This is a genomic window from Pseudomonas sp. JL23 (genome assembly GCF_056933585.1).
Map to the genome: position 1 here is coordinate 3,247,057 of NZ_CM167795.1, position 21,767 is coordinate 3,268,823.

At 61.1% G+C, this 21,767-nt stretch carries 16 protein-coding genes; 11 read left to right on the forward strand and 5 right to left on the reverse strand.

Annotated elements, in window-relative coordinates:
- Positions 1 to 50: 50 nt before the first annotated feature.
- From AC1Z24_RS15105 to AC1Z24_RS15115, 3 genes are all read left to right on the forward strand, one after another.
- Complete coding sequence (locus AC1Z24_RS15105) at positions 51 to 1,256, forward strand: amino acid deaminase (RefSeq protein WP_483746338.1); 1,206 nt, start codon at positions 51 to 53, stop codon at positions 1,254 to 1,256.
- Positions 1,257 to 1,266: 10 nt separating this feature from the next.
- Entirely contained in the window at positions 1,267 to 2,193 is a 927-nt protein-coding gene (kdgK, locus tag AC1Z24_RS15110; protein WP_483746339.1) for a 2-dehydro-3-deoxygluconokinase, read from the forward strand.
- 355 nt (positions 2,194 to 2,548) lie between these two features.
- Positions 2,549 to 3,229, forward strand: a complete 681-nt coding sequence (locus AC1Z24_RS15115) for a hypothetical protein (protein WP_483746340.1) — start codon at positions 2,549 to 2,551, stop codon at positions 3,227 to 3,229.
- 140 nt (positions 3,230 to 3,369) lie between these two features.
- Here AC1Z24_RS15115 and AC1Z24_RS15120 read toward each other — a convergent pair whose 3' ends face one another.
- Positions 3,370 to 4,299: a magnesium transporter CorA family protein gene (locus AC1Z24_RS15120; RefSeq protein ID WP_483746341.1), complete on the reverse strand. Its 930-nt coding sequence runs from the start codon at positions 4,297 to 4,299 to the stop codon at positions 3,370 to 3,372.
- 4 nt (positions 4,300 to 4,303) lie between these two features.
- Entirely contained in the window at positions 4,304 to 5,890 is a 1,587-nt protein-coding gene (locus AC1Z24_RS15125; RefSeq protein ID WP_483746630.1) for a RimK family protein, read from the reverse strand.
- A gap of 93 nt (positions 5,891 to 5,983) precedes the next feature.
- Here AC1Z24_RS15125 and AC1Z24_RS15130 point away from each other — a divergent pair, with 93 nt between their 5' ends.
- A complete protein-coding gene (locus AC1Z24_RS15130; RefSeq protein WP_483746342.1) occupies positions 5,984 to 7,084 on the forward strand; it encodes a peptidase C39 family protein in 1,101 nt (366 codons plus the stop codon).
- Positions 7,085 to 7,212: 128 nt separating this feature from the next.
- Here the strand turns inward: AC1Z24_RS15130 and AC1Z24_RS15135 are convergent, their stop codons facing one another.
- Positions 7,213 to 7,509 carry a hypothetical protein gene (locus AC1Z24_RS15135; RefSeq protein WP_483746343.1) on the reverse strand — a complete coding sequence of 99 codons (297 nt, stop codon included), beginning with the start codon at positions 7,507 to 7,509 and terminating at the stop codon, positions 7,213 to 7,215.
- Positions 7,510 to 7,950: 441 nt separating this feature from the next.
- On the opposite strand from AC1Z24_RS15135, the gene AC1Z24_RS15140 reads away from it, so the two are divergent.
- Positions 7,951 to 8,151: a hypothetical protein gene (locus AC1Z24_RS15140; protein WP_483746344.1), complete on the forward strand. Its 201-nt coding sequence runs from the start codon at positions 7,951 to 7,953 to the stop codon at positions 8,149 to 8,151.
- Here the strand turns inward: AC1Z24_RS15140 and AC1Z24_RS15145 are convergent.
- Together AC1Z24_RS15145 and AC1Z24_RS15150 are read right to left on the reverse strand one after the other, a co-directional pair.
- Positions 8,136 to 9,329: an acetate/propionate family kinase gene (locus tag AC1Z24_RS15145; protein ID WP_483746345.1), complete on the reverse strand. Its 1,194-nt coding sequence runs from the start codon at positions 9,327 to 9,329 to the stop codon at positions 8,136 to 8,138. The two genes, AC1Z24_RS15140 and AC1Z24_RS15145, sit on opposite strands and share 16 nt — an antisense overlap.
- Positions 9,330 to 9,537: 208 nt before the next feature.
- Positions 9,538 to 11,679 (reverse strand): TonB-dependent siderophore receptor, encoded by a 2,142-nt coding sequence (locus AC1Z24_RS15150; RefSeq protein ID WP_483746346.1) that lies wholly within the window; start codon positions 11,677 to 11,679, stop codon positions 9,538 to 9,540.
- 349 nt (positions 11,680 to 12,028) lie between these two features.
- Between AC1Z24_RS15150 and AC1Z24_RS15155 the strand changes: the two genes are divergently transcribed.
- The 6 genes from AC1Z24_RS15155 to AC1Z24_RS15180 all read left to right on the forward strand — a co-directional run bounded on the left by AC1Z24_RS15155 (position 12,029) and on the right by AC1Z24_RS15180 (position 21,709).
- Entirely contained in the window at positions 12,029 to 12,823 is a 795-nt protein-coding gene (locus tag AC1Z24_RS15155; protein WP_483746347.1) for an ABC transporter ATP-binding protein, read from the forward strand.
- The gene (locus tag AC1Z24_RS15160; RefSeq protein ID WP_483746348.1) at positions 12,820 to 13,800 is read left to right on the forward strand and encodes a FecCD family ABC transporter permease; all 981 of its coding nucleotides are present in this window, start codon (positions 12,820 to 12,822) and stop codon (positions 13,798 to 13,800) included. The genes AC1Z24_RS15155 and AC1Z24_RS15160 overlap by 4 nt, the downstream gene beginning before the upstream one ends.
- Positions 13,797 to 14,855 carry a FecCD family ABC transporter permease gene (locus AC1Z24_RS15165; RefSeq protein ID WP_483746349.1) on the forward strand — a complete coding sequence of 353 codons (1,059 nt, stop codon included), beginning with the start codon at positions 13,797 to 13,799 and terminating at the stop codon, positions 14,853 to 14,855. The genes AC1Z24_RS15160 and AC1Z24_RS15165 overlap by 4 nt, the downstream gene beginning before the upstream one ends.
- Before the next feature lie 30 nt (positions 14,856 to 14,885).
- Positions 14,886 to 15,830, forward strand: a complete 945-nt coding sequence (locus AC1Z24_RS15170) for an ABC transporter substrate-binding protein (RefSeq protein WP_483746350.1) — start codon at positions 14,886 to 14,888, stop codon at positions 15,828 to 15,830.
- A 202-nt stretch (positions 15,831 to 16,032) separates the two neighbouring features.
- Positions 16,033 to 17,004 (forward strand): TauD/TfdA family dioxygenase, encoded by a 972-nt coding sequence (locus AC1Z24_RS15175; protein WP_483746351.1) that lies wholly within the window; start codon positions 16,033 to 16,035, stop codon positions 17,002 to 17,004.
- Between the two features lie 118 nt (positions 17,005 to 17,122).
- Positions 17,123 to 21,709, forward strand: a complete 4,587-nt coding sequence (locus AC1Z24_RS15180) for a condensation domain-containing protein (RefSeq protein ID WP_483746352.1) — start codon at positions 17,123 to 17,125, stop codon at positions 21,707 to 21,709.
- Positions 21,710 to 21,767 lie beyond the last annotated feature (58 nt).

A 21,767-nucleotide genomic window follows, 5' to 3' on the forward strand; every position in this document is an offset into this window, starting at 1 on the left:
GTAGGACCGTTCCAATTCAGCATCCAGTGTTTTGTTTCAGGAGAACAACAATGAGCATTGCCGCCGTAGAAAAAGGCGCCGCACAACCCGGTGACAGCCTGGTCCGTGATGTCAGCCTGCCTGCCCTGGTCATCCATCAGGAAGCGCTGCAACACAATATTCGCTGGATGCAGGCTTTCGTCAGCAACAGCGGTGCCGAACTGGCTCCCCATGGCAAGACCAGCATGGTTCCGGCGCTGTTCCGTCGCCAACTTGAAGAGGGCGCCTGGGGCATTACCTTGGCCACTGCCGTGCAGACCCGCGCCGCCTATGCCCATGGCGTGCGCCGGGTGCTGATGGCCAACCAGTTGGTCGGCGCGCCAAACATGGCACTGATTGCCGAGCTGCTGGCCGACGATCAGTTCGACTTCCACTGCATGGTCGATCACCCGGATAACGTCGCTGCCTTGGGCGAGTTCTTCGGCGCCCGCGGCTTGCGTCTGAACGTGATGATCGAATATGGCGTGGTCGGCGGACGTTGTGGCTGCCGTTCCGAGCAGGAAGTCCTGGCCGTGGCTGCTGCCATCGCCGCCCAACCGGCCCTGGCCCTGACCGGCATCGAAGGCTACGAAGGCGTGATTCACGGAGATCAGGCTGTCAGTGGCATCAAGGCTTTTGCGGCCTCGCTGGTCAGCCTCGCCGTGCAGTTGCAGGACAAGGGCGCTTTTGCTCTGGACCGGCCCATCGTTACCGCCTCGGGCTCGGCCTGGTACGACCTGATCGCCGAAGCCTTCGACGCCAAGGCTGTGCGTGATCGCTTCCTCAGCGTGCTGCGCCCCGGCAGCTACGTGGTACACGACCATGGCATCTATAAAGATGCGCAATGCTGCGTTCTCGACCGTCGCACCGAGCTCACCGAAGGCCTGCGCCCGGCCCTGGAAATCTGGGCCCATGTGCAATCCATGCCTGAGCCGGGCTTTGCCGTGATCGCACTGGGCAAACGCGATGTCGCCTACGACGCTGGTCTGCCTATGCCGCTGCTGCGTTACAAGGCCGGTGTGCTGCCTGCCGAGGGCGAAGACGTCAGCGCCTGCAAGGTCACCGCCGTGATGGATCAGCACGCCTTTATGACCGTGGCACCGGGTTGTGAGTTGAAGATCGGCGACATCATCGCCTTCGGCACTTCGCACCCCTGCCTGACGTTCGATAAATGGCGTTCGGGCTGCCTGGTCGGTGACGACCTGGCGGTGATCGAGTCCTTCGATACCTGTTTCTGAGGGGCAGCCCATGCCTGAATCCAATCTGCGCATCGCCCTGATCGGCGAATGCATGATCGAGTTGCAGCAGCATGCCGATGGCAGTCTGCACCAGAGCTTTGGCGGCGACACGCTGAATACCGCCGTCTACCTGGCCCGTCTGCTGGGCAGCCGCGCGCAGGTGGACTACGTCACGGCCCTGGGCGACGACAGCTTCAGTGACGCCATGTGCCGACAATGGGCGGCGGAAGGCATCGGCCTCGATCAGGTCCAGCGTCTGCCGGGACGTTTACCGGGGCTGTATTGCATCCAGACCGACGGCAATGGCGAGCGGCGCTTCCTGTACTGGCGCAATGAAGCGGCGGTGCGGGACTGCTTCACCACGGCGGCGGCTGAGCCGATCCTCAAGGCTTTGCCGCAATACGACGTACTGTATTTCAGCGGCATTACGTTGGCTGTGCTGGGTGGGCCAGGCCGGGCACGTTTACTCGACGTGCTGAGCGAGGCCCGCAGTCGCGGGGCGAAAGTGGTGTTCGATAACAACTATCGGCCGCGTCTGTGGGCCAGTGTCGAACAGGCCCGGGCGGCGTATCGGGAGTGCCTGCAACAGGTTGACCTGGCGCTGCTGACCGAGGACGACGAACAGGCACTCTACGGTTACGCCGATACCGGGCAACTGCTGGCGGCCTACGGTGATATCCCTGAAGTGGTGGTCAAGCGTGGCGCGCAACATTGCGTGGTCCAGGCCGCAGACCAGCGCTTCGAGATCCCGGCCCAGGCGGTCGCCCAGGTGGTCGACACCACGGCGGCGGGGGACTCGTTCAGTGCCGGGTATCTGGCTGAGCGGCTGTTGGGCGCGGAGCCGGTCATGGCGGCCGAGGCCGGGCATCGGTTGGCCAGTACCGTGATACAGCATCGCGGGGCGGTGATTGCGTTATCTGCCATGCCTCGCGTCTAGCGCATTGTGGGAGCCGGCTTGCTAGCGATGGCGCGTTCAATGATGCTTATTGCGAGTGCTGCGCACTCGATCGCCAGCAAGCCGGCTCCCACACTATTGAGGTAACCTCCTGTTCCGTCGAAATATTTTGTTGCGAGAAATCATCAAAAAAGTCATTTATTTGACCGGTGGATGCAACCACTTGGGGATTTGCGCGTCTGATTCCTGCATTCTTCATACCGAAATAAATTGCCACTACTCTCAGACAGCCTAAGCAAAGACGGGCGATTGATCGACAGGATGTCATCCAGGGCTGCACGGCGGCCCGCCTCAACGGTCGTACTTTCCTAAACGTATACCCGGACTGCCATCCCCCATGACTTTTTTCAAAGCGCCCCTATTCAGCCGTATACGCAAGCACGGCAGGTACTATCTTTTGCCAGTGCTGATCATTACCTCGTCGGTGTTCAGCCTCGGTGCCGGATTGGGCGTGCATGCGGAGCCGGCCAACGGCACCCAGACCCTGGTGTTCCTGCGCCATGCGGAGAAACCTGATATGGGCCTGGGGCAGCTGAACTGCCAGGGCCTGAATCGCGCCATCGACCTGTCGGAGTTGCTGCCCAAGGAATTCGGCAAGGCTGACTTCATCTTTGCTGCCAACCCCAGCCGCCACGTCGAAGAAGGCGCCAGGGATAAGTCCTACAGCTACCTGCGCCCTCTGATGACAGTCGGCCCAAGCGCCATCAAGCTCGGCCTGCCGATCAATATCGACTACGACGCCAACGACACCACTGATCTGGCCGCGGAGCTGCTGCGCGACAAATATCATGATGCAACGGTGTACACCGCCTGGTCCCACGGCTATCTGCCAGAGCTGGTCAACAAGGTGGCGCAGCAAGCCTCCGGCCACAAAGTAAAACTGGTGGACGACTGGACCGGTGACGATTTCGACTCGGTGCTGGTCCTGACCCTCAAGTGGGTGAATGGCAAGGCGTCGCTGGAGTATGAGAATTACAAGCAAGGCTTGAACAATGGGCCGGTGGGTTGCCCGAGCTGACACCTGATCGATTCTTCACACGACCCGTTGGAGCGAGGCTTGCCCGCGAAAGGCCAGTGAATCCGATAGAGATATATCGTTTGAAATATTGTCTTCGCGGGCAAGCCGCGCTCCCACAGGTCGGTGTTTCCTCTACTTGATCACGACGCCCTGGCCATCCGCCGCAAACCCCAGACCATCGCCGCGCCCATCCCCAGCATCGCGATGATCAGCGCCGTGTAGGACCACCACCACGGCAGTGGCGCGGTCATCATGCTGTATTCCGACATTCCGCCAATACCTGCCACCAGATTCAGCGGCAGGAACACCACGTTAATCAGCGTCAGCTTGCGCAGCAGGTTATTGGTGCTGTTGTTGACCAGATTGCCCCGGGCATCCATAAGCCCGGCAAATACCGTCGAATAGATCTCTGCCTGTTTGTAGCACTGGTTGTTCTCGATGATCATGTCGTCGATCAGCCCCAGGCAATCACTGCTGTAATGCTTTTTTTCGGCGTGGTTGCGCAAGCGGGTCAGGACTGCGCCGTTGCTGTGCAGCGCGTTGATGTAATAGACCAGGCTCTCACTGAGGTTGAACATCTGCAGCAGATGGCGGTTTTCCAGGGACGAATTGAATTTCTGCTGTAACTCCCGGGCGACCATCTTGATCACCTTCAGGTGGCCCAGATAGTGATGAATATTGTTGAACAACAAGTCCAGCAACACATCCATCGGCCCATTCATCATCTCACGACGGCCAAGCCCGCTCAGCGGCTGGTCGTCGTTGCAGATCAGCAGCAGGCAATCATCACGCAGCAGCAGGCCGAACGACGATACATCGAAGGAGAAGTTGTCCTGCCCCGAGTAGCTCTGCGGGCGCTTCCAGATCAGAAACAGCGAGTCGGGATGAAACTCGATACGCGACACTTCGTCCGGGTCCAGGGCCGAGGCCACGGCGTGCTCATCGAGACGAAAGTGCAGGCGCAACCAGTCGTGGTCGCCGACATCGGGCTTGCTGCACCACAACACCTGAGCGGGTTGTTGCGTGGCGGGGTAGAGCCGACCGTCTTGCAGTCGCAGTGACTTGATCATCGCCTCACCACGCCTGGCCGAGGCGCTTGATTTCCAGACGGCGGACAAACTCCTCGAGCACCAGGCTGTAAAGATCATCCTTCAGATAGGCGTCTTCGATACCGGCATCCAGGTTGGGATTGTCATTGACCTCGATGACTACCACCTTGTCCCCGGACTGCTTGAGGTCTACCCCATACAGGCCGTTGCCGATCAGATTGGCGGTACGCAGCGCCAACTCCACGACAGCGCGAGGTGCCTCGTGGACGGCCATGGTCCGGCATTCGCCGTTGATCTCGCCGCCCTTGGCCTTGTGGTTATAGATCTGCCAATGGCCCTTGGACATGAAGTACTGGCAGGCAAAGATCGGCTTGCGATTGAGAATGCCGATGCGCCAGTCGTATTCGGTGTAGAAAAACTCCTGGGCCAGTAACAGCACGGAGTGTTCGAACAGTTGCGCGGTCGCTTCAAGCATTTCCTCGCGGTCCTGCACCTTGATCACTCCACGGGAAAAGCAGCCGTCAGGAATCTTCAGGACCAGGGGAAAGCCCAGCCTTTGGGCAACCCGATCCAGATCGTCGGGGCGATCCTTGTAGAGGATCTCGGTGCAGGGCATGCCCAGCCCCTGGCGGTTGAGCAGGTCGGTCAGGTAGACCTTGTTGGTGCAGCGCAGGATCGAAGCCGGATCGTCCATCACCACCAGGCCCTCGCTTTCGGCCTTCTTGGCGAAGCGATAGGTGTGGTTATCGACGCTGGTGGTCTCGCGAATCAGCAGCGCGTCGTATTCGGCCAGGCGGGCGTAGTCTTTCTTTTCGATCAGTTCGACATCGATGCCTAAGCCCTGGCCGACCCGGATGAAGTTGGCCAGCGCCTTGGCATTGGACGGCGGCAGCTGTTCCTGCGGGTCATGCAGGATCGCCAAGTCGTAGCGGGCCACGCGCCGCGAGCGCGGCTGACGCCAGATCTTGCGGCTGAAACCGTCCAGGGCCAGGGCGAACTCGTCCTGTTGAGCGTCGCGAAGACGCGGCAGTGCGCCGGCCTTGATCCCGGTGATATGCCAGTTACCGCGCTTGCGGAACTCCACCAGCAGGATCGGGCAGGGAAAGGCTTCGAACAGTTGTCGGGCCAGGTCCTTGAGAGGTGCGAGGGTGGTCTGGCCGAAATACAGGCTGAGGGTAAAGGCTTCGGTGTCGTTATAAGGATGATCGAGCAGGGTATGTTCGAGTAACTTGTCCAAGTCATCCAGGGCCAGACCGTACAGCGATTTACGGGTCAGTTCGCTAATGGTTTTTACTGAGGGCAATGCGTGATGGCCGCGGGCTTCGGCCAAGAGGGAACAGTAGTAACCGTGACCGAGGTATTTATAACTGCGGCACAGATTGATGACTTGAACGCGCTTGCCACTGTTGTCGGGCTGCGGTTTTTCCAGGTAGTCCTGGGCGCTGATCAGGTCCTCGCTGGGAAAGTACGATGCCCAGTCCTCAAGGCGTTCAACGATGATCAACAGTTGGCTCTGGCTGCTGCCTGCCCGGCCCGGCGCCATGTTTTTCGTGATTGCCGAATGGGAAAGTTGCGTTGATACTTCATTCATCTTCACCGGCACCGCAGACATAAGTAGTCGATCCATTGGGGAACAAGTCGTTTCTATTAAGCATGTGCTTTTGGAAATGTCCCGTTTCGTTACTTAACTTTTACGGCGGTGCCCATGAACTTTATATATCGCGATGCCACCGCGGCGGATGTCGACGCATTGATGCAATTGGAGAATCAATGCTTCGCCATGGATCGGCTCTCGGCGCGCAATTTCCACTGGATGATCAGCCGGGCCAACGCCTGCCTGATCGTCGCCGAGGGTGGCGGGCAACTGTGCGGCTATGCCCTGGTACTGTTCCATCGCGGCACCTCGCTGGGGCGTATGTATTCCCTGGCGATTGCCGATTCGGCCCGAGGCCTGGGGTTGGGCAGGCAGTTACTGGGCAAGGCCGAGGAGCAGGCCCGCAAGCGCGATTGTGCCTACCTGCGTCTGGAAGTGCGCCCCGATAACCCGACTGCTATCGGCTTATACGAGCGCATGGGCTATCGACGTTTCGCCGAGGTCGAGGATTACTATCAGGATCATGCCCCGGCCCTGCGCTACGAGAAGCGCATTCAGCAACCCAGCGCCAGTCAAATGCGCCAGGTGCCGTATTACCAACAGACCCTGGATTTCACCTGCGGCCCGGCGTGCCTGCTGATGGCGATGAAAGCCTTGCAGCCTGCGCGCGCCATGGAGCGGCGTGAGGAGCTGCAACTGTGGCGCGAAGCGACCACGGTATTCATGACCTCCGGCCATGGCGGCTGTAGCCCGCAGGGACTGGCCCTGGCGGCGGCCCGACGGGGTTTTGCCGTGAGCCTGCTGGTATCGGTGCCGGGGCCGTTATTTCTCGGTGGCGTGCGCGATGAGCACAAGAAGCAGGTGATGCGCCTGGTGCATGAGGAATTCGAGCGCGAGTTGCAGGCCAGCGATGTGCGTCAGCTGCATAACCAGCCACTCAACCTGCCGCGTTTGCTGGCCGAGGGCGGCAGGCCGCTGGTATTGATCAGCAGCTATCGCCTGACCCGCTCCAAGGCACCGCATTGGGTGATGGTCACCGATTGCGATCAGGACTTTGTCTACCTGCATGATCCGGATATCGACCATAGCCAGCATCGACAGGCGCTGGATTGTCAGCATTTGCCGGTGAGTCATGCTGATTTCAATCGCATGAGTTGCTTTGGCGCGGACAAACTGCGGGCGGCGGTGATTCTGTTTGCTGGATTGGGATGAGTACTGGTGGGCCAGGTTACCTTCTTCGTGGGAGCGCGGCTTGCCCGCGAAGGGAGTTACGCGGTTTTCAGATGGATCATATCGCCCAATCGCGGGCAAGCCACGCTCCCACAATGAGCGGCGGCGAGTTAAAGACGCGCTTCACTCTCACGCCACAAGCGCTGTTCAATCGCCCGGTTCACATCACAGGTTTCCTGCATCAGCATAAGCGCCGTACCGGCGAGGGCGACGAGGTCGTGTTCGTCGGCACCGGTGCATTTGAGGTTGGCCAGGGTGTCAAGGAATCGGGTCACGAGATTGACCCGCAGCACGGTGCAGGCGTGCAGGTCTTTGAGTGAAGCCTGGGTATCGAGCATCAGGACAGGGCTGTCGAGGCCGGGGTGGGAGAGGGGGGTATAGCGGTCTTGCAGGTTATTAACTGTCATCAACAAACCTCTACGTCTAAATGAATGCCGCCTGCATCGTCGTCAGGCGAATGGGTGGCGGCTACATATGGATTGACGACCGGGACGCAGAACCGGTAGATCCGAGGATCTTCCATACGCAGCCGCCATAGCACGATTGAGGATCAAAAGTGTTTAGCTGAGGCGTAAAGCTTTGCGTCGGATCGTCAAATCCGCTCGTTGCCGAGGCAACGAAGGCGCGCAGATTAGAGCCTTGGCAGGACGCAAAGGCGGTATTTATATCTACTCCCTTCTCTTTTTTCAGCCCGCGACTATTACCGGATATTCCAGGCTGCAGCGCTGCCCGCGTATAGAGTGCGTATCAGCCGGGGCCAGCGCGTAAAGATCCCGTAGAGTCGATTGCGCCGCGAACGCGGGAAGTGGATTACTGCCGGGGTTGTCTTCCACTACAGGGCTTTCCCCATGAATAACTCAACCCTCGGCATGCTGATCCTGACGTTTATCGCAGTGTTCGGTGCGATCAGCTTCTTCTGTGAGTTCTTCCGCGCCCGCCCGGATAAAACTGTAGGAGCTGCCGAAGGCTGCGAAAGCGGCGTGTCAGATAGTGTCGGTTCGCAGCCTTCGGCAGCGCCTACACAAAGATCGCATCAATCAGTAAGGTGATGAGCCGTCATGGCACACACCCACTCCTCATTGGTTGGCTCGATCACCACCTTGACCCGGCTGGCAGCGGTGGAAATCACCGCTGCATGAGCACGATTGGCGGCGTCATCCAGTTCGATACCGAGATAGCTCAACGCCGCACATAAGCGCCGCCGGATCTCGGCATTGTGCTCGCCGATGCCGGCGGTAAATACCAGCATGTCCAGGCCGCCAAGGGCAGCCACCAGGGCGCCGGCTTCATGCAGGAAGCGTCGCTGATACAACGCCAGGGCCATGGCGGCGCGGGGTTGCGCGGCTTCGCACTCAAGCAGGACCCGCGGATCGGCGGAAATTCCAGAGACGCCGAGCAGGCCGGACTCGTGATAGAGCATGTGGCTGACCTGCTCCAGGCTCAGCTTGCCGATTTCCATCAGGTAGATCACCGCGCCGGGGTCGAGGGCGCCGCTGCGGGTGCCCATCATCAGGCCGTCCAGGGCCGAGAAACCCATGGTGGTGACGGCACTGCGCAGTTCCTGCATGCCGCACAGGCTGGCGCCGCTGCCCAGGTGCGCGACCAGCGTGCGGCCCATGGCCTGGGCGCCGTAGTGCTCGGCCAACGCCAGGGATTGATACTGATAGGACAAACCGTGGAAGCCATAGCGGCGCAGGCCGTTTTCCCAGGCGCTCCAGGGCAGCGGCAGGATTTTCTCGACGTCGGGCAGGGTCTGGTGAAAGGCAGTGTCGAAGCACACCACCTGGGGCAGATCCGGACGGCTGAGCAACAGGGTTTCGATGGCATCCAGGGCAAAGGGTTGATGCAACGGAGCCAGGGGAATGTAGCTTTTCAGGTCGGCCAGTACCGCAGCATCGATCAACACCGGTTGGTGGTATTTGACCCCGCCATGCACCACGCGATGGGCAATGGCCCGGATAGCCCGGCCTTCAAGCTTGACCCGTAACCGCTGGCGAATGTGATCCATGGCAGCGTGGTAGGGCTTGCCGGGGTCCAGGGCCAGTTGGCAGGGTTCGCCGCCATCCTCACTGATGGTCGGATTCGCTCCGGTAATGCCTTCTACTTTGCCTGACCAGCGGGGCTCGCGTGGCAACTGACTGGGCCCGACATCGAACACCGCGAACTTGATGCTCGAAGAGCCAGCGTTGAAAACCACGATCACTTCACCATCGGGGTGTTTGTTCATGACCATGGGTCCTCAAATCCTTTGAATTGATACCGTAACCTTGACCTGTAGAAGGTCGCGTCCTGGCTTCGACGTAGCATTGTTGCGATGCGCACGTAGGCTACGTGCAATGCTCAATTCCATGGAATTTGCTAGCTATCAAGATATAAAAAAAGCCCCCGCCAATCGGCGAGGGCAATTTGCTATAGCTTAGGCTAACGCGGTGTATTTACCACTTGAAGCTCACCGAACTGATCAGCTCGCGTTCATCGCCATACCGGCAGATGGCGAATTCGCAGTAGGTGTAGCGCTTGTTGGTGACGTTGTTGGCGTTGAGGGCCACGCTCCAGTTCTTGTCGATTTCATAGCTGGCCATGGCATCGAACAAGGTATAGGACGGCAACGCATCCGGGATGCCGGAGGCACGGGTTTCACCCTGGAAGCGGGCGCCGCCGGCGAGGTGCAGTTTCGGTGCGCCGAACAGGGCGAAGTTGTAGTTCAGCCAGAGCTGCGCCTGGTTGTACGGGGTGTCTTCGCTGCGCTGGTTGACTTCGCTGGCGATCTCGCTCTTGGTGATGCGCGAGTCGGTATACGAGTAGGAAGCAATCGCCGCCAGTTGCGGGGTCAGGTCAGCCTTGGCTTCGAGCTCCAGGCCACGGGCACGTTTCTCGCCAACCTGCTGCGGGATATTGGTGGCCGGGTTGGTGGTCAGGGAGTTGGTCTGGGTCAGTTGATAGACTGCCGCGCTCAACATCAGGTTGCTACCGTCAGGCTGGTAGCGGATACCCATTTCGTACTGCTTGCCTTCGGTGGGCTTGTAGGTCTTGCCGGGCACGGTGATCTCGGCCACCGCCACCGGGTAGAACGACTCGCTGTAGCTGATGTAAGGCGCCAGGCCGTTGTCGGCCTTGTAGATGAGGCCGGCACGGTAGGTGGTGGCTTCGTTGTCCTGATTGGCGGTTGCGCCAGTGGCAAAGCCGCGCTGATCCTGGTTGGCCCAGTCATGGCGGCCGCCCAGCAGCAGGATCCAGTGATCGTCGAACTTGATCTGGTCCTGCAGGTAGATACCTTTTTGCAGGATATCGATCTGCGAACCACGGTCGGCGGCCTGGGCGTGGTTGGGGATGATCGGCGCGCCGTAAGCGTAGGTACGTGTGTCGAGGTTCGCCGAGTTGGCGCGGAAGTTATGCGAGTCGTAGGAAGTGTCATAGCCGTCGAAGCCCACCAGGAAGGTGTGCTCCATGCCGCCGAGGTTCCATTTCGATTCGATATTGGTGTCGCTGCTCCAGTTGCGCGAATGCTCTCGGCGGTCGCTGTACTGGCGACGAATGATACCGGTGTTGGCTGACGCGGTAACGGCGGCGGCGCCGGTCTGGAACTGCATGTAGTTCCATTTCACGTCGGACTCGTAATAGCGCAGCTTGTTGCTGATGCGGGTGTGTTCATCGAAGCGGTGTTCGAATTCGTAGCCCAGTGCCGACATCTGGCCGTTCATGTCGTCGTAGTTCGGCTCGCCGACAAAGTCGTGGCGGCCGATGGTGAACGGACCGTTACCGACGCCCTTGACCATCTGGTAGGGCAGCGGGGCGGCGAACTTGGTGTCGCTCTTCTGGAAGAACGACAGCAGGGTCAGGGACGTATCTTCGTCCGGGCGCCAGGTAATGGCCGGGGCGATATAGGTCTTGTCGTCGTTGATATGATCAACAGAGGTGTCGCTGTCGCGCTTGAGCATCGTCAGGCGATAGCTGAGGGTGTCGGTGAGGGCGCCGCCGAAGTCACCGGACAGCTGGCGACGGTCGTTCTGGCCGACTTCCAGGTTCAATTCGTGCAGCGGGGTATCGGTAGGGCGCTTGCTGACACCATTGACCATGCCGCCCGGCGACAACTGGCCGTAGAGCACGGAAGCGGCACCACGGACCACCTCGATACGCTCGAACCCGTAGGGTTCCTGCACGCCGTCATAAGAGTTGACCTGCAGGCGCATACCATCGCGCAGCAGGCCGCCGTTGGCCGACTCGACGTCGAAGCCGCGAATGCGGAAACGGTCGGAAGTACGGGCAAAGGTACTCGGCTGCGAGGTGAAGCCCGGCGTGTAGCTCAGGGCATCGGCGATAGTGTCGGACTTGCGGTCACGGATTTCATCACTGGTCACCACCGAGATCGACTGCGGAGTTTCGACGATGGGCGTACTGGTCTTGGTGCCGCTGGCGTTCTGCAGGGCAACATAACCATTGACGTGCTCGGTGGGTTGCTCGCTGGTCTTGGACTTGATATCGATCGGGTCCAACTGCACGGCATTGTTGCTGTCGGTGGCTTCGACCGCATGGGCCATGGCTGAAGCGGCACCGAGGGCCAGCGCCAAAGCGGTCATGCTGAATGCCTGATTGAAAGCACCGGGACGCTGACCGAGGAGCCTATAGGTTTTGTTGTCACACATTGAAGAAGTCCTGGGTGTGTTATTTATTGCCCGTGGGGTGGGCAGCTGCACTTCCTGATGGCATCTATCGAGCGGGGCAGGGAACTGAAGGTGGGGCCTGCTGTCGACGGGGCATACTTTATACTCAAATGCGAAGGATTAGCATTAGTATTTTTTGTATTTGTACAATTCTCGATACCAGCTTGCACATTTTTAGTGACAGAATCAGCCCGTTAAAACGCCCCGGCCCCGCAAGTGTTGCCGCGACCGACTCGGGCCCCAATGGATTATGGAAACTGCGTGAATGTTGAAAGCCTCCCGCCTGAGCCTGCGTTTTGCCGATCTGCAAGTCCTCGACGACGTCAGCCTGACCATCCCGGCCGGACGTTTTACCGCATTGATCGGCGCCAACGGCTGCGGCAAGACCACCCTGCTCAACGTACTGGCGCGGATGCAGAAGCCCGACGCTGGCGAAGTGGTGCTGGCCGACAAACCCCATGGTGATTATTCGCGGCGTGCCCTGGCCCGGCAACTGGCCCTGCTGCCGCAGCGGGCCACATCCCCGGCGGGCATGACCGTGCGCGAACTGGTGGTCCAGGGGCGTTTTCCGTGGCAGGGCTGGTGGCAGCAGTGGTCGGAACAGGATCAGCGCGCCATCGACCAGGCCATCGCCCTGACCGATATCCAGCATCTGCTCGACCGTTCTCTGGCAACCCTGTCGGGCGGACAGCTGCAACGCTGCTGGATTGCCATGACCCTGGCCCAGGACACTCCGGTGATCCTTCTCGACGAGCCCACCACCTTTCTCGATATCGCCCACCAGATCGCCTTGCTCGAACTGCTGGTGGAATTGCGTCAGCAGGGTCGCACCATTGTCGCCGTGCTCCACGACCTCAATCAGGCGGCGCGCTACGCCGACCATCTGGTGATGATGTGCAAGGGTAATCTGCTGGCCCAGGGTAGCCCGGCCCAGGTCTTCACCGAGGACAACCTCAAGCAGGTGTTCGACCTGGATGCTCATATCATCACCGATCCTTTTTCCGGCGATCTGCTTTGCGTGCCCAAGACCCGCCAGGCCCGGGCAGAGCTTCTTTCATGAGGCGTGATTCTGCGTTGATGATTCCCTTGGTGCTGCTGGCCATTGCTCTGGCCTCGGTGGTGCATCTGGCGGTAGGTGCAAAGGACATTCCCTGGCACACAGTGTGGCAGGCCCTGAGTGCCTATTTGCCGGGCGATCCTGACCAGAGTGTGATTCGCGGCGCCCGCCTGCCGCGGTTGTTGGTAGCAGTGCTGGTCGGGGCCAGCCTGGGCCTGGCAGGCACGGTCATGCAGGCGGTGGGCGACAATCCCCTGGCCGACCCCGGCATCCTCGGGATCAACAGCGGTGCGGCACTGTTTGTGGTGTTCGGCCTGTTGGTGCTGCCCGGCAATGACATGTCGATGATCCCGCTGTTCGCCTTTGCCGGGGCGCTGACGGCGGCGGCGGGGGTGTTGTTGCTGGCCGGACGCAGCCACAACCCGGTGCGCCTGACCTTGTCCGGAGCAATGATGGCGGCGCTGTTCAGCGCCGTGACGTCAATACTGCTGTTGCTCGATCAGCAGGGGCTGGACAGCCTGCGTCGCTGGTTGACCGGCTCTCTGGGCGTCACTGGCGGCAATATGCAGCAGTGGGTCTGGCCGTACCTGCTGGTGGGCATGCTGCTGTGCCTGGTCAACGTCAATGCCCTCAATGTCCATCGCCTGGGTGCTCAGGCAGCGGCGGGGATGGGCGTCAATCTGGTGAAAATGCGTATCTGCGGCCTGGCCTCAGTGGTGCTGCTGTCGGGCTGTGCCGTGGCCATGGCCGGGCCGATCGGCTTTGTCGGTCTGGTGGTGCCCCATGCTGCGCGGCTGCTGGTCGGCGATGATTATCGGCGGCTGCTGCTGACCGCGCCCTTGCTCGGCGCCTTGCTGCTGATCCTTGCCGATATCGCCGCGCGGGTGGTGGTCAGCCCCTATGAATTGAATACCGGCATCGTCACCGCCCTGATCGGCGGGCCGATCTTCGTGGTGCTGGTACTGCGGAGGATTCGATGAACGCCGTGGTCACTGCCAATACCCAAACCGCGAAGCGTCCCGCGGGATTTTCCCGCCCGGGCAGGCGCCTTGACCTTTTGACCGGCCTGTTGCTGCTGCTGGCGGTGCTGGCATTGGCCCTGTATGCCCTGACAGTGGGCAGCTATCGCCTGAGTGTCGGCCAGGCCTGGCAGGCGCTGTTTTTTTCCGCCCGCAGCAGCGATTCGCTTCTCAATGTGGTCTGGGAGCTGCGCCTGCCGCGCATTCTGCTGGCCATGAGCGCCGGGGCGGCCATGGCTCTGGCCGGTCTGCTCCTGCAATCGTTGACCCGCAATCCCTTGGCTGCCCCGGGGCTGGTGGGGGTCGAGTCCGGGGCCAGCGTAACCATGCTGCTGATCCTGGTGCTGTGGCCGGATCTGTTGCCGCTGTCGCTGTATCCCCTGGCCGCGCTGGCCGGTGGACTGACGGTGGCCTTGTTCGTCGTGGCGTTGTCCTGGCGTCGTGGTATCTCGCCGTTGCGCCTGATCCTGGTGGGCGTCGGTCTGACCGCCATGCTCAGCGCCGTGGCCGATCTGCTGATTACTTACGGCAATATCGACCGGGTGGAGTCGGCACTGATGTGGTTGGGCGGCAGCCTGCACCGCGCCGACTGGGCTCATGTGCAGAGCATGAGCGTGTGGCTGTTGCTGGCGGGTACGCCGCTGTTGTTCTGTCACCGTCCGCTGAATCTGTTGCAGCTTGGCGATGCCGTGGCCCTGAGTCGCGGCCTGAATGTGCCGGCGCTGGTCGGCGCCTTGCTGCTGTGCAGCGTGATGCTGACCGCTGCGGCCGTGGCCAATGTCGGCACCATGACCTTTGTCGGCCTGATCGCCCCGCACCTGGCCCGTCAGTTGTGCGGTGACCGTCACGGTGCGTTGATACCGTTTTCCGCCCTGGTCGGGGCCGTGCTGGTACTGCTCGGCGACACTCTGGGGCGCGGTCTGTTTGCGCCCTTGCAGCTGCCGGCCGGGTTGGTGGTGGCTATTATCGGTGCGCCTTATCTGATTTTTCTGCTCGCCCGTCAGCGCAATCGCTGACGGCATGTTCATTGTTCAAGGAGATCCTGTGTGGCAACCAGCGTGAAGAATTGTCTGTACAGCCTGTGTGCCCTGATGGGGCTGGTGATGTTGAGTGCCCAGGCACTGGCGGCTGAGACCCGCACATTCGAGAACCGCTTCGGCCGTGTCGAAGTGCCGGTGGCGCCGCATTGCATCGTCTCGCTGCATGATCTGAGCCTGACCACCCAGTTGCTGGAGCTGGGTGTCACGCCCTGTGGTTCGGTCGGGCGCAAGAAGCTGTTTTCCGATGTGCTGTTCCGCGGTGCCCAGCCACGCTTCGACGTCTCCGCCATTCAGTATGTCGGCTCGCAGCAATCCCCGGACCTGGAGGCCATTGCTGCGCTCAAGCCGGATCTGATCGTCGGCCTGTCCTATCATGCCGACCTCAAGGACAAGCTGAGCAAGATCGCTCCCGTGGTGCTCTTGCCAGTGAGGGAAGGGGATATCCAGGGTTATGCCAAAGAGCTGGCCGACCTGGTCGGCAAGCAGTCCCGTTACAACGAGATGCTCACCGAATACCAGGCTCTGGTCGGCGAATTCAAGAAACGGGTGAAAAACCCGGCACGGATCAGTGTCACCACCCTTGAGGTGTACCCGGACAGTTTTCAGTTGATCGGTCGGGGCGGGATGGATGATGTGATCAAGGACTTCGGCCTCGGTCGCGTCGCCGCCTACCGTGATGGCAAGGCCAATGTACCCTACAGCCTGGAGCGTATCGGCGACTTCAACAGTGATTTCATCATCGACACCTATGAAGAAATGCTCGACTCGGAAACCAGTACCGCCGACTTCCGTCGCGCGCCACAGTGGCAGAACTTGTTTGCCGTAAAGAACCGACAGTTTCTTTATCTCAATCGCAGCCGATACGCCGACACTATGCAGGGTCTTCTGGGCTCCGCTTACTTACTGTTTTCCCATGTGGCGGAGCGTGAATTCGTGCTCCAACAACCGTAATATCCGACGAATAAGCTTTTTACCCAATGCCATGGCGCGAGCAATAAACCCCCATGGTTATTGGGTCTAATGGCTTATCAATGGCCAGTTGAAAATCTGCAAATGTTAATGATTATCTATTGCGTGTAAGGAGATGTTGCACTACTGTAGCGGCCTCGAAGCAAACTGCTTACATAGGCGAGAACGACAAATGGATATTGAAATGACCCGTTCTACGGTTCAACTCACGGAACACCAGACCACTCTGCCTTACGTTCTCGAAGCCGCCGCCCATGGCGACTCCTGGCGGGAAAACCTGCCCTCGATCCACAAGACCATCGAACGCGAACTGCCCCGCGCCGGTGGCGTGCTGTTGCGCGGCTTCGCCTTCAACGGCTCTGACGATTTCGAAGCCTTCGCCGGCAGTTTCGGCCATGAGCTGCTGACCTACGACTACGCTTCCACGCCCCGCACCAAGCTCAACAATCGGGTCTACACCTCTACTGAATATCCGGCGCACCAGGTCATTCCGTTGCATAACGAGCAGTCCTACTCGCTGAACTGGCCGATGAAGATCTGGTTCCACTGCATCACTGCCAGCGAAGTGGGCGGTGAAACGCCGATCGCCGACAGTCGCCGGGTGTATGAGCAGATCGATCCGGCGATCCGCCAGAAATTCGCCGAGAAGCGCCTGATGTATGTGCGCAACTACGGCAACGGCCTGGACCTGACCTGGCAACAGGCGTTCAGTACCGAGGACGAGGCGCAGGTCGAGCGTTTCTGCCGGGACAGCGATATTCAGTTCGAGTGGACTGAAGACGGCGAGCTGCGCACCCGCCAGGTGTGCCAGGCCGTCGCCCGCCATCCGCAATCCGGCGAATGGGTCTGGTTCAATCAGGCGCATCTGTTCCATCTCTCCAATCTGGCCGAGAGCCTGCGCAATACCCTGATTTCCATCGTTGGCGAGGAGGGCGTGCCGCGCAACGTTTTCTATGGCGACGGTTCGCCCATCGAGCTGTCGGCGCTGAGCCATATCCGCGACGTACTGGAGCGTGAGCAGGTGATGTTTTCCTGGCAGGCAGGCGATGTGCTTATGCTCGACAACATGCTGGTGGCCCATGGTCGCTCGACCTTCCAGGGGACGCGCAAGATTGTCGTGGCCATGGCTGAGCCGGCATCGGCAGGCCTGCAATAGGTCCTTGTGGGAGCGAAATTGGCCTCGCGGCTAAAGCCGTCCCTACGGACGCTATCGCCAGCAAGCCGGCTCCCACCTATTGATCAAGCCCAATGGACAAGAAAAATAAGGAATCACAATGCTCGAAGGTCTGATGCATGGCTGCTGGCTGCGCGGAATTCGTCTGTCACTGGTCGATCAACAGCTGCATATCGATCCTGCTCCTTCAGGCGTCCTGACGGCCGAGCTGCAGCAACAGCTCGATGCCCACGGCCCTGCGGTCGTGCAGTGGCTGAACAGTCACCCCGATTATTTTGCCGCCCGACCACTGACCGATAACGAGCAGGCGCTGTGGTTCCTGCAGCGCATGGCGCCGCACAGCTGCGCCTATAACATCGGCTACGCAGTGCGACTCAAGCCGCAGTTGCTCGACGGTGATATCGCCCTGCGCCTGGACCAGGCCTGGCGCACGGTGCAACTGCGCTACCCGCAACTGTGCGCCGCCTTCGCTGAGCGTGACGGCCAGGCCGTGCAGTGGGACCGACGGGCCTGCCCCCAGCCGTTACTCTGCGAGGACTTCAATGACCCGGACGAAGCGGCGTTGCAACGCAAGGTCCGTGAGCTGGCCGACCGGCCGTTCGACCTTGAGGCCGGGGAGGTCAGCCGTGCCGTGCTGCTGACCCTGCCAGCGCCCGCCGCGCCGGTGCTGGTGGTGAGCATTCACCATATCGTCTCGGACCTTGAGACCTTTTATGTGGTGGCCAACGAGTTGGTCAGCCAGTTGCAGGGCAACACCCTCCAACCGGTCGATCCCCAGGCTTACCACCAGTGGTGCAGTGAGCTGCGCCTGCGCTCGGATGAAAACGAAGGTGAAAAACTCGACTGGTGGCGCGCTCAGCTCGGCGATGCGCCGCCACTTGAGCTGCCTTGTGATTATGCCTACGGCAGCAGCCAGGACTTCCAGGGCGGCGAACTGAGCTTGCGCTTGCCACTCAATGACGCCGAACGCCTGCGCGCCGTGGCCCGTAGCCTGGGCGTGACGCCCTATATCTATTGGTTCGCGCTGTTTCAGCAATTCCTTGGCGTGATCAGTGGCCAGGACGATTTCATCCTGGGCACCCCCAGTGGCTGGCGCCTCAAGCGCGCGCAGATGAGGCTGCCGGGCTATCTGGCCAACCCGCTGCCGATCCGCTGTCGGGTTCGTCCCGAACTGTCCACGGCGGACTGGGCACAGGCGGTCTCGGCGCATTTCAAGGAAGCCGTCCGGCACCGTAATTACCCGTTCTCACGCCTGGTCAAGCACCTCGATCTGCCCCGGCAAATGGGCCGGGCGCCGGTATTCCAGCATATGTTCACCCTCAACCGCGAGCGCACCGCGCCGTTCGAGGCGCATGTCGAGCGCCTGTTGTCCGAGCAGCGTGGCGCGGCCCACGAATTGAATCTGGTGGTGGTCGAGGAAGACCTGGGTTTCCTCTGCAAATGGCGCTACAGCGAGGCGTTGTATCGTCGTGAAACCGTACAGGGTTTCAGTGAGCAATTCATCGCGCTGGTGCAGGCGTCCCTGGAACAACCCGAGGTGCCGATCAACCGACTGGACTGGCTCAAGGACGCCGACCGCTCGCAATTACACGGCGAAAGCCTGGCGCCGGTGCATGCCGATGCCTGGCAAGCCTTTGTCGAGCAAGTGCGGCAGCGGCCCCAGGCCGTGGCGATCGAGGATGCCGAGGGCGAGCTTAACTACGCTCGGCTGGCCGCTGCGGTATTGCAGCGCGGTGAGTCCCTGCAACGGGCCGGAGTCAAACTCGGCGAGCGTGTTGCCCTATGCCTGCCGCGTAGCCGCGAACTGGTGATGCATATGCTCGCCAGCTGGCAGGTGGGCGCTACCTATATCGCCCTGGATCCGAAATGGCCGGACGCCCGGCAACAGGCGATCTGTGAAGATGCCCGGCCCCGGGTCTGGGTTGGCGCAGGAGAGCGGCCGCAGTGGCTGCCTGCCTCCGTGCACTGGCTCGAACTGCCAGCGCCGGGCAGCACGCCTGCGAGCAATGCCAGCCTGCGCCCGGCCTTACCCGGTGCACTGGCCGCTTATGTGGTCTACACCTCTGGCTCCACGGGGCAGCCCAAGGGCGTGGAAGTCAGCCAGGGCAACCTGATGCACTACGTCACGGGTGTGCTGCAGCGCCTGCAATTGTCGACGGATGCCAGCCTGAGCAGCCTGGCCAGTTGCGCCACCGATCTTGGCCACACCGCGTTGTTCGGCGCATTACTCAGCGGCCGGCGTCTGCGCCTGCTGGCCGAGGAGTTGGCGTTCGATGCCGAGGAACTGGCCGACAGCCTGCAACGCAGTCCAGTGGACATGCTCAAGATCGTGCCGTCGCACCTGGGCGCCTTGCTTATTGCCAGCGAACCGCAGCGTCTGCTGCCGCGCCAGTGCCTGGTGGTTGGCGGCGAGGCGTTGAGCCCGGAACTGGTGGCGCGGATCAGGGCACTGGCACCGCAACTGCGCGTCGTCAACCACTATGGTCCGAGTGAAACTACGGTGGGGGTGCTGACCCACGAAGTCGACTCGACTGGATCGATCGCCCTGGGCCAGCCGCTACCTAATGTCGAGATCAGCGTACGTTCGCCCCACGGCAATATCCTGCCAGTGGGTGTCAGCGGCGAACTCTGGGTCAAGGGGCCGACCGTGGCCCTGGGTTACCTGCAGGCGCCTCAGGCCGATCAGCAGCGCTTCGGCGAGCACGGCTACCGTACGGGCGACCGGGTGCGTGTGGATCGTCTGGGCCGGGTGCTGTTCCTCGGTCGCCTGGACGAGCAGGTGAAGATTCGCGGCTACCGCGTCGAACCGGGGGAGGTCGCCGGACAACTGCGCAGCCTCGATGGCGTGGCCGATGCCCGGGTATTGAATGTACCCCAAGGGGCGGCCAATAACCGCCTGGTCGCCTTTATCGTGGCAGATCCGGCGCAGCTCGAAACGATCCAGAGCGCCTTGGCCGCACGGCTGCCGGATTATATGCTGCCCGCACAATGGCTGTGCCTCGACACCTTGCCCTTGCTGGCCAACGGCAAGGTCGATAACAAGGCCTTGCGGCAACGCCTGGAGCAGGCGGCGCCGGTCTCTGCGCCGCAAGCCGCAGCGCAACCGGCCAGCGTCAGCGAACAGTGCCTGCTGGATATCGCCGCCGATATTCTCGGCAAGCCCGATCTGCGCCTGGATGACAACTTCTTTGCTGTCGGCGGCGACTCGATCCTCAGCCTGCAGATCATTGCCAAGGCCAAGCAGCAGGGCCTGAAGCTGACGCCCAAACAGATTTTCGAGTTCCCCAGCGTGCGTGGCTGGGCGACCAAGGCGGTGGACCTGGCGAAAAAAGGCCCGGCGGCGCCGCGCTATAGCCTGCCCAACGAACCCTTTGCCCTGACACCGATTCAAGCCTGGTATTTCGATCATCAGCAGGGCGCACCCCGGCATTGGAATCAGTCGTTGCTGCTGACTCTGACGCAACCGCTGGAGCCTGCGCGTTTCAACGAAGCCGCCCAGGCGCTGCTGAGTCGGCATGCCAGCCTGCGCCTGGTGTTCGAACCTCGTGGGACCGAGTCCGGTTCAAAGGTCTGGGTGCAACGCTATCAGAGCCTCGACGAACTGACCCGGCAAAGCCTGGTGCAGGTTGTCGATCAAGCGATGGATGATGCCCTGATCGAAGCCTGTCAGACCGGCCTGCAACTTGACCAGGCACCGCTGATCCGCTGGGTCTATTTCAGCCAGAGCCAGCATTTGCTGTGCACGGCCCATCACCTGATCGTCGATTCAGTGTCCTGGCAGATCCTCCTGCCGGAATTGGAAGCCCTGTATCAACAGGGACCGGCGACCGTCTTGCCGACGCCCAGTGCCAGCTTCCACCAGTGGAGCGAAGCCTTGCAGGCCCACCGCCCTCAGGTGCAGGCCCAACACGACTACTGGCGCGAACAGCTATCGGCCGAAGCGCCTGCGGCCCAAGGCGAAAACCTTTATGGCGACAGTCGCACCCTTGACAGCCAGCTCTCGGCCGCGCAGACCCAGGCCTTGCTCGGTGATTGCCATGATGCCTATGGCACCCAGGTGCAAGACCTGCTGATGGCCGCCCTGGCCGATGTCATGGGCAGTTGGCTTGGCCGCGAGCGCATCACCGTGGAGCTGGAAAGCCACGGCCGCAGCGCCTGGGAGCAGGCGCCGGATCTGTCCACCTCGATTGGCTGGCACACCAGCCGCTACCCGTTGCTGCTCAGCGCCCATGACGATCCCGGGCAGGCGGTCATCGCCGCCAAGGAAGCCTTGCGCCGGGTGCCGGAGCAGGGCATCGGCTACGGCCTGCTGCGTCATGAGCTGGGCGGTGCCAGCCTGTTGTCCTTCAACTACCTGGGCCGCGTCGATCAGTGGCTGGCCGCGTCGCAGCTGTGGCAACTGGCCCGGCCGTTGTGCCCCGGCATGCGCGCCGCCGATACCCGGCGCAGTCACTGGCTGGATATCAATGCACTGATCCTCGACGGGCAACTGCATATCGAATGGCGCTATGCACCGCAGGCTCATGAAACGGCCCTGGTCAGGGAGCTGGCGCGACAGTTTGTACAGCGCCTCGAAGCCCTGATCGGCCATTGCCAGGACCCCGAGGCCGGGCGGGCGACGGCGGCGGACTTTGCCGATTCGGGACTGTCCGACGATGAATTCATGGGGCTGCTGGAGCAGTTGTAGGCATTCAGAGGAACAGGCTCTGGTGGGACCGGCTTTAGTCGGGAAGGCAATTTCCCGG

Bases quoted from the DNA above. Each gene is read 5' to 3' on its own strand.
- AC1Z24_RS15140 (WP_483746344.1), top strand. From the start codon at position 7,951: ATGAATAACTCAACCCTCGGCATGCTGATCCTGACGTTTATCGCAGTG.
- AC1Z24_RS15160 (WP_483746348.1), top strand. From the start codon at position 12,820: ATGAGGCGTGATTCTGCGTTGATGATTCCCTTGGTGCTGCTGGCCATT.
- AC1Z24_RS15125 (WP_483746630.1), bottom strand. From the start codon at position 5,890: ATGTCTGCGGTGCCGGTGAAGATGAATGAAGTATCAACGCAACTTTCC.
- AC1Z24_RS15165 (WP_483746349.1), top strand. From the start codon at position 13,797: ATGAACGCCGTGGTCACTGCCAATACCCAAACCGCGAAGCGTCCCGCG.
- AC1Z24_RS15130 (WP_483746342.1), top strand. From the start codon at position 5,984: ATGAACTTTATATATCGCGATGCCACCGCGGCGGATGTCGACGCATTG.
- AC1Z24_RS15155 (WP_483746347.1), top strand. From the start codon at position 12,029: ATGTTGAAAGCCTCCCGCCTGAGCCTGCGTTTTGCCGATCTGCAAGTC.
- AC1Z24_RS15120 (WP_483746341.1), bottom strand. From the start codon at position 4,299: ATGATCAAGTCACTGCGACTGCAAGACGGTCGGCTCTACCCCGCCACG.
- kdgK (WP_483746339.1), top strand. From the start codon at position 1,267: ATGCCTGAATCCAATCTGCGCATCGCCCTGATCGGCGAATGCATGATC.
- AC1Z24_RS15135 (WP_483746343.1), bottom strand. From the start codon at position 7,509: ATGACAGTTAATAACCTGCAAGACCGCTATACCCCCCTCTCCCACCCC.
- AC1Z24_RS15175 (WP_483746351.1), top strand. From the start codon at position 16,033: ATGACCCGTTCTACGGTTCAACTCACGGAACACCAGACCACTCTGCCT.
- AC1Z24_RS15180 (WP_483746352.1), top strand. From the start codon at position 17,123: ATGCTCGAAGGTCTGATGCATGGCTGCTGGCTGCGCGGAATTCGTCTG.
- AC1Z24_RS15150 (WP_483746346.1), bottom strand. From the start codon at position 11,679: ATGACCGCTTTGGCGCTGGCCCTCGGTGCCGCTTCAGCCATGGCCCAT.
- AC1Z24_RS15115 (WP_483746340.1), top strand. From the start codon at position 2,549: ATGACTTTTTTCAAAGCGCCCCTATTCAGCCGTATACGCAAGCACGGC.
- AC1Z24_RS15105 (WP_483746338.1), top strand. From the start codon at position 51: ATGAGCATTGCCGCCGTAGAAAAAGGCGCCGCACAACCCGGTGACAGC.
- AC1Z24_RS15145 (WP_483746345.1), bottom strand. From the start codon at position 9,329: ATGAACAAACACCCCGATGGTGAAGTGATCGTGGTTTTCAACGCTGGC.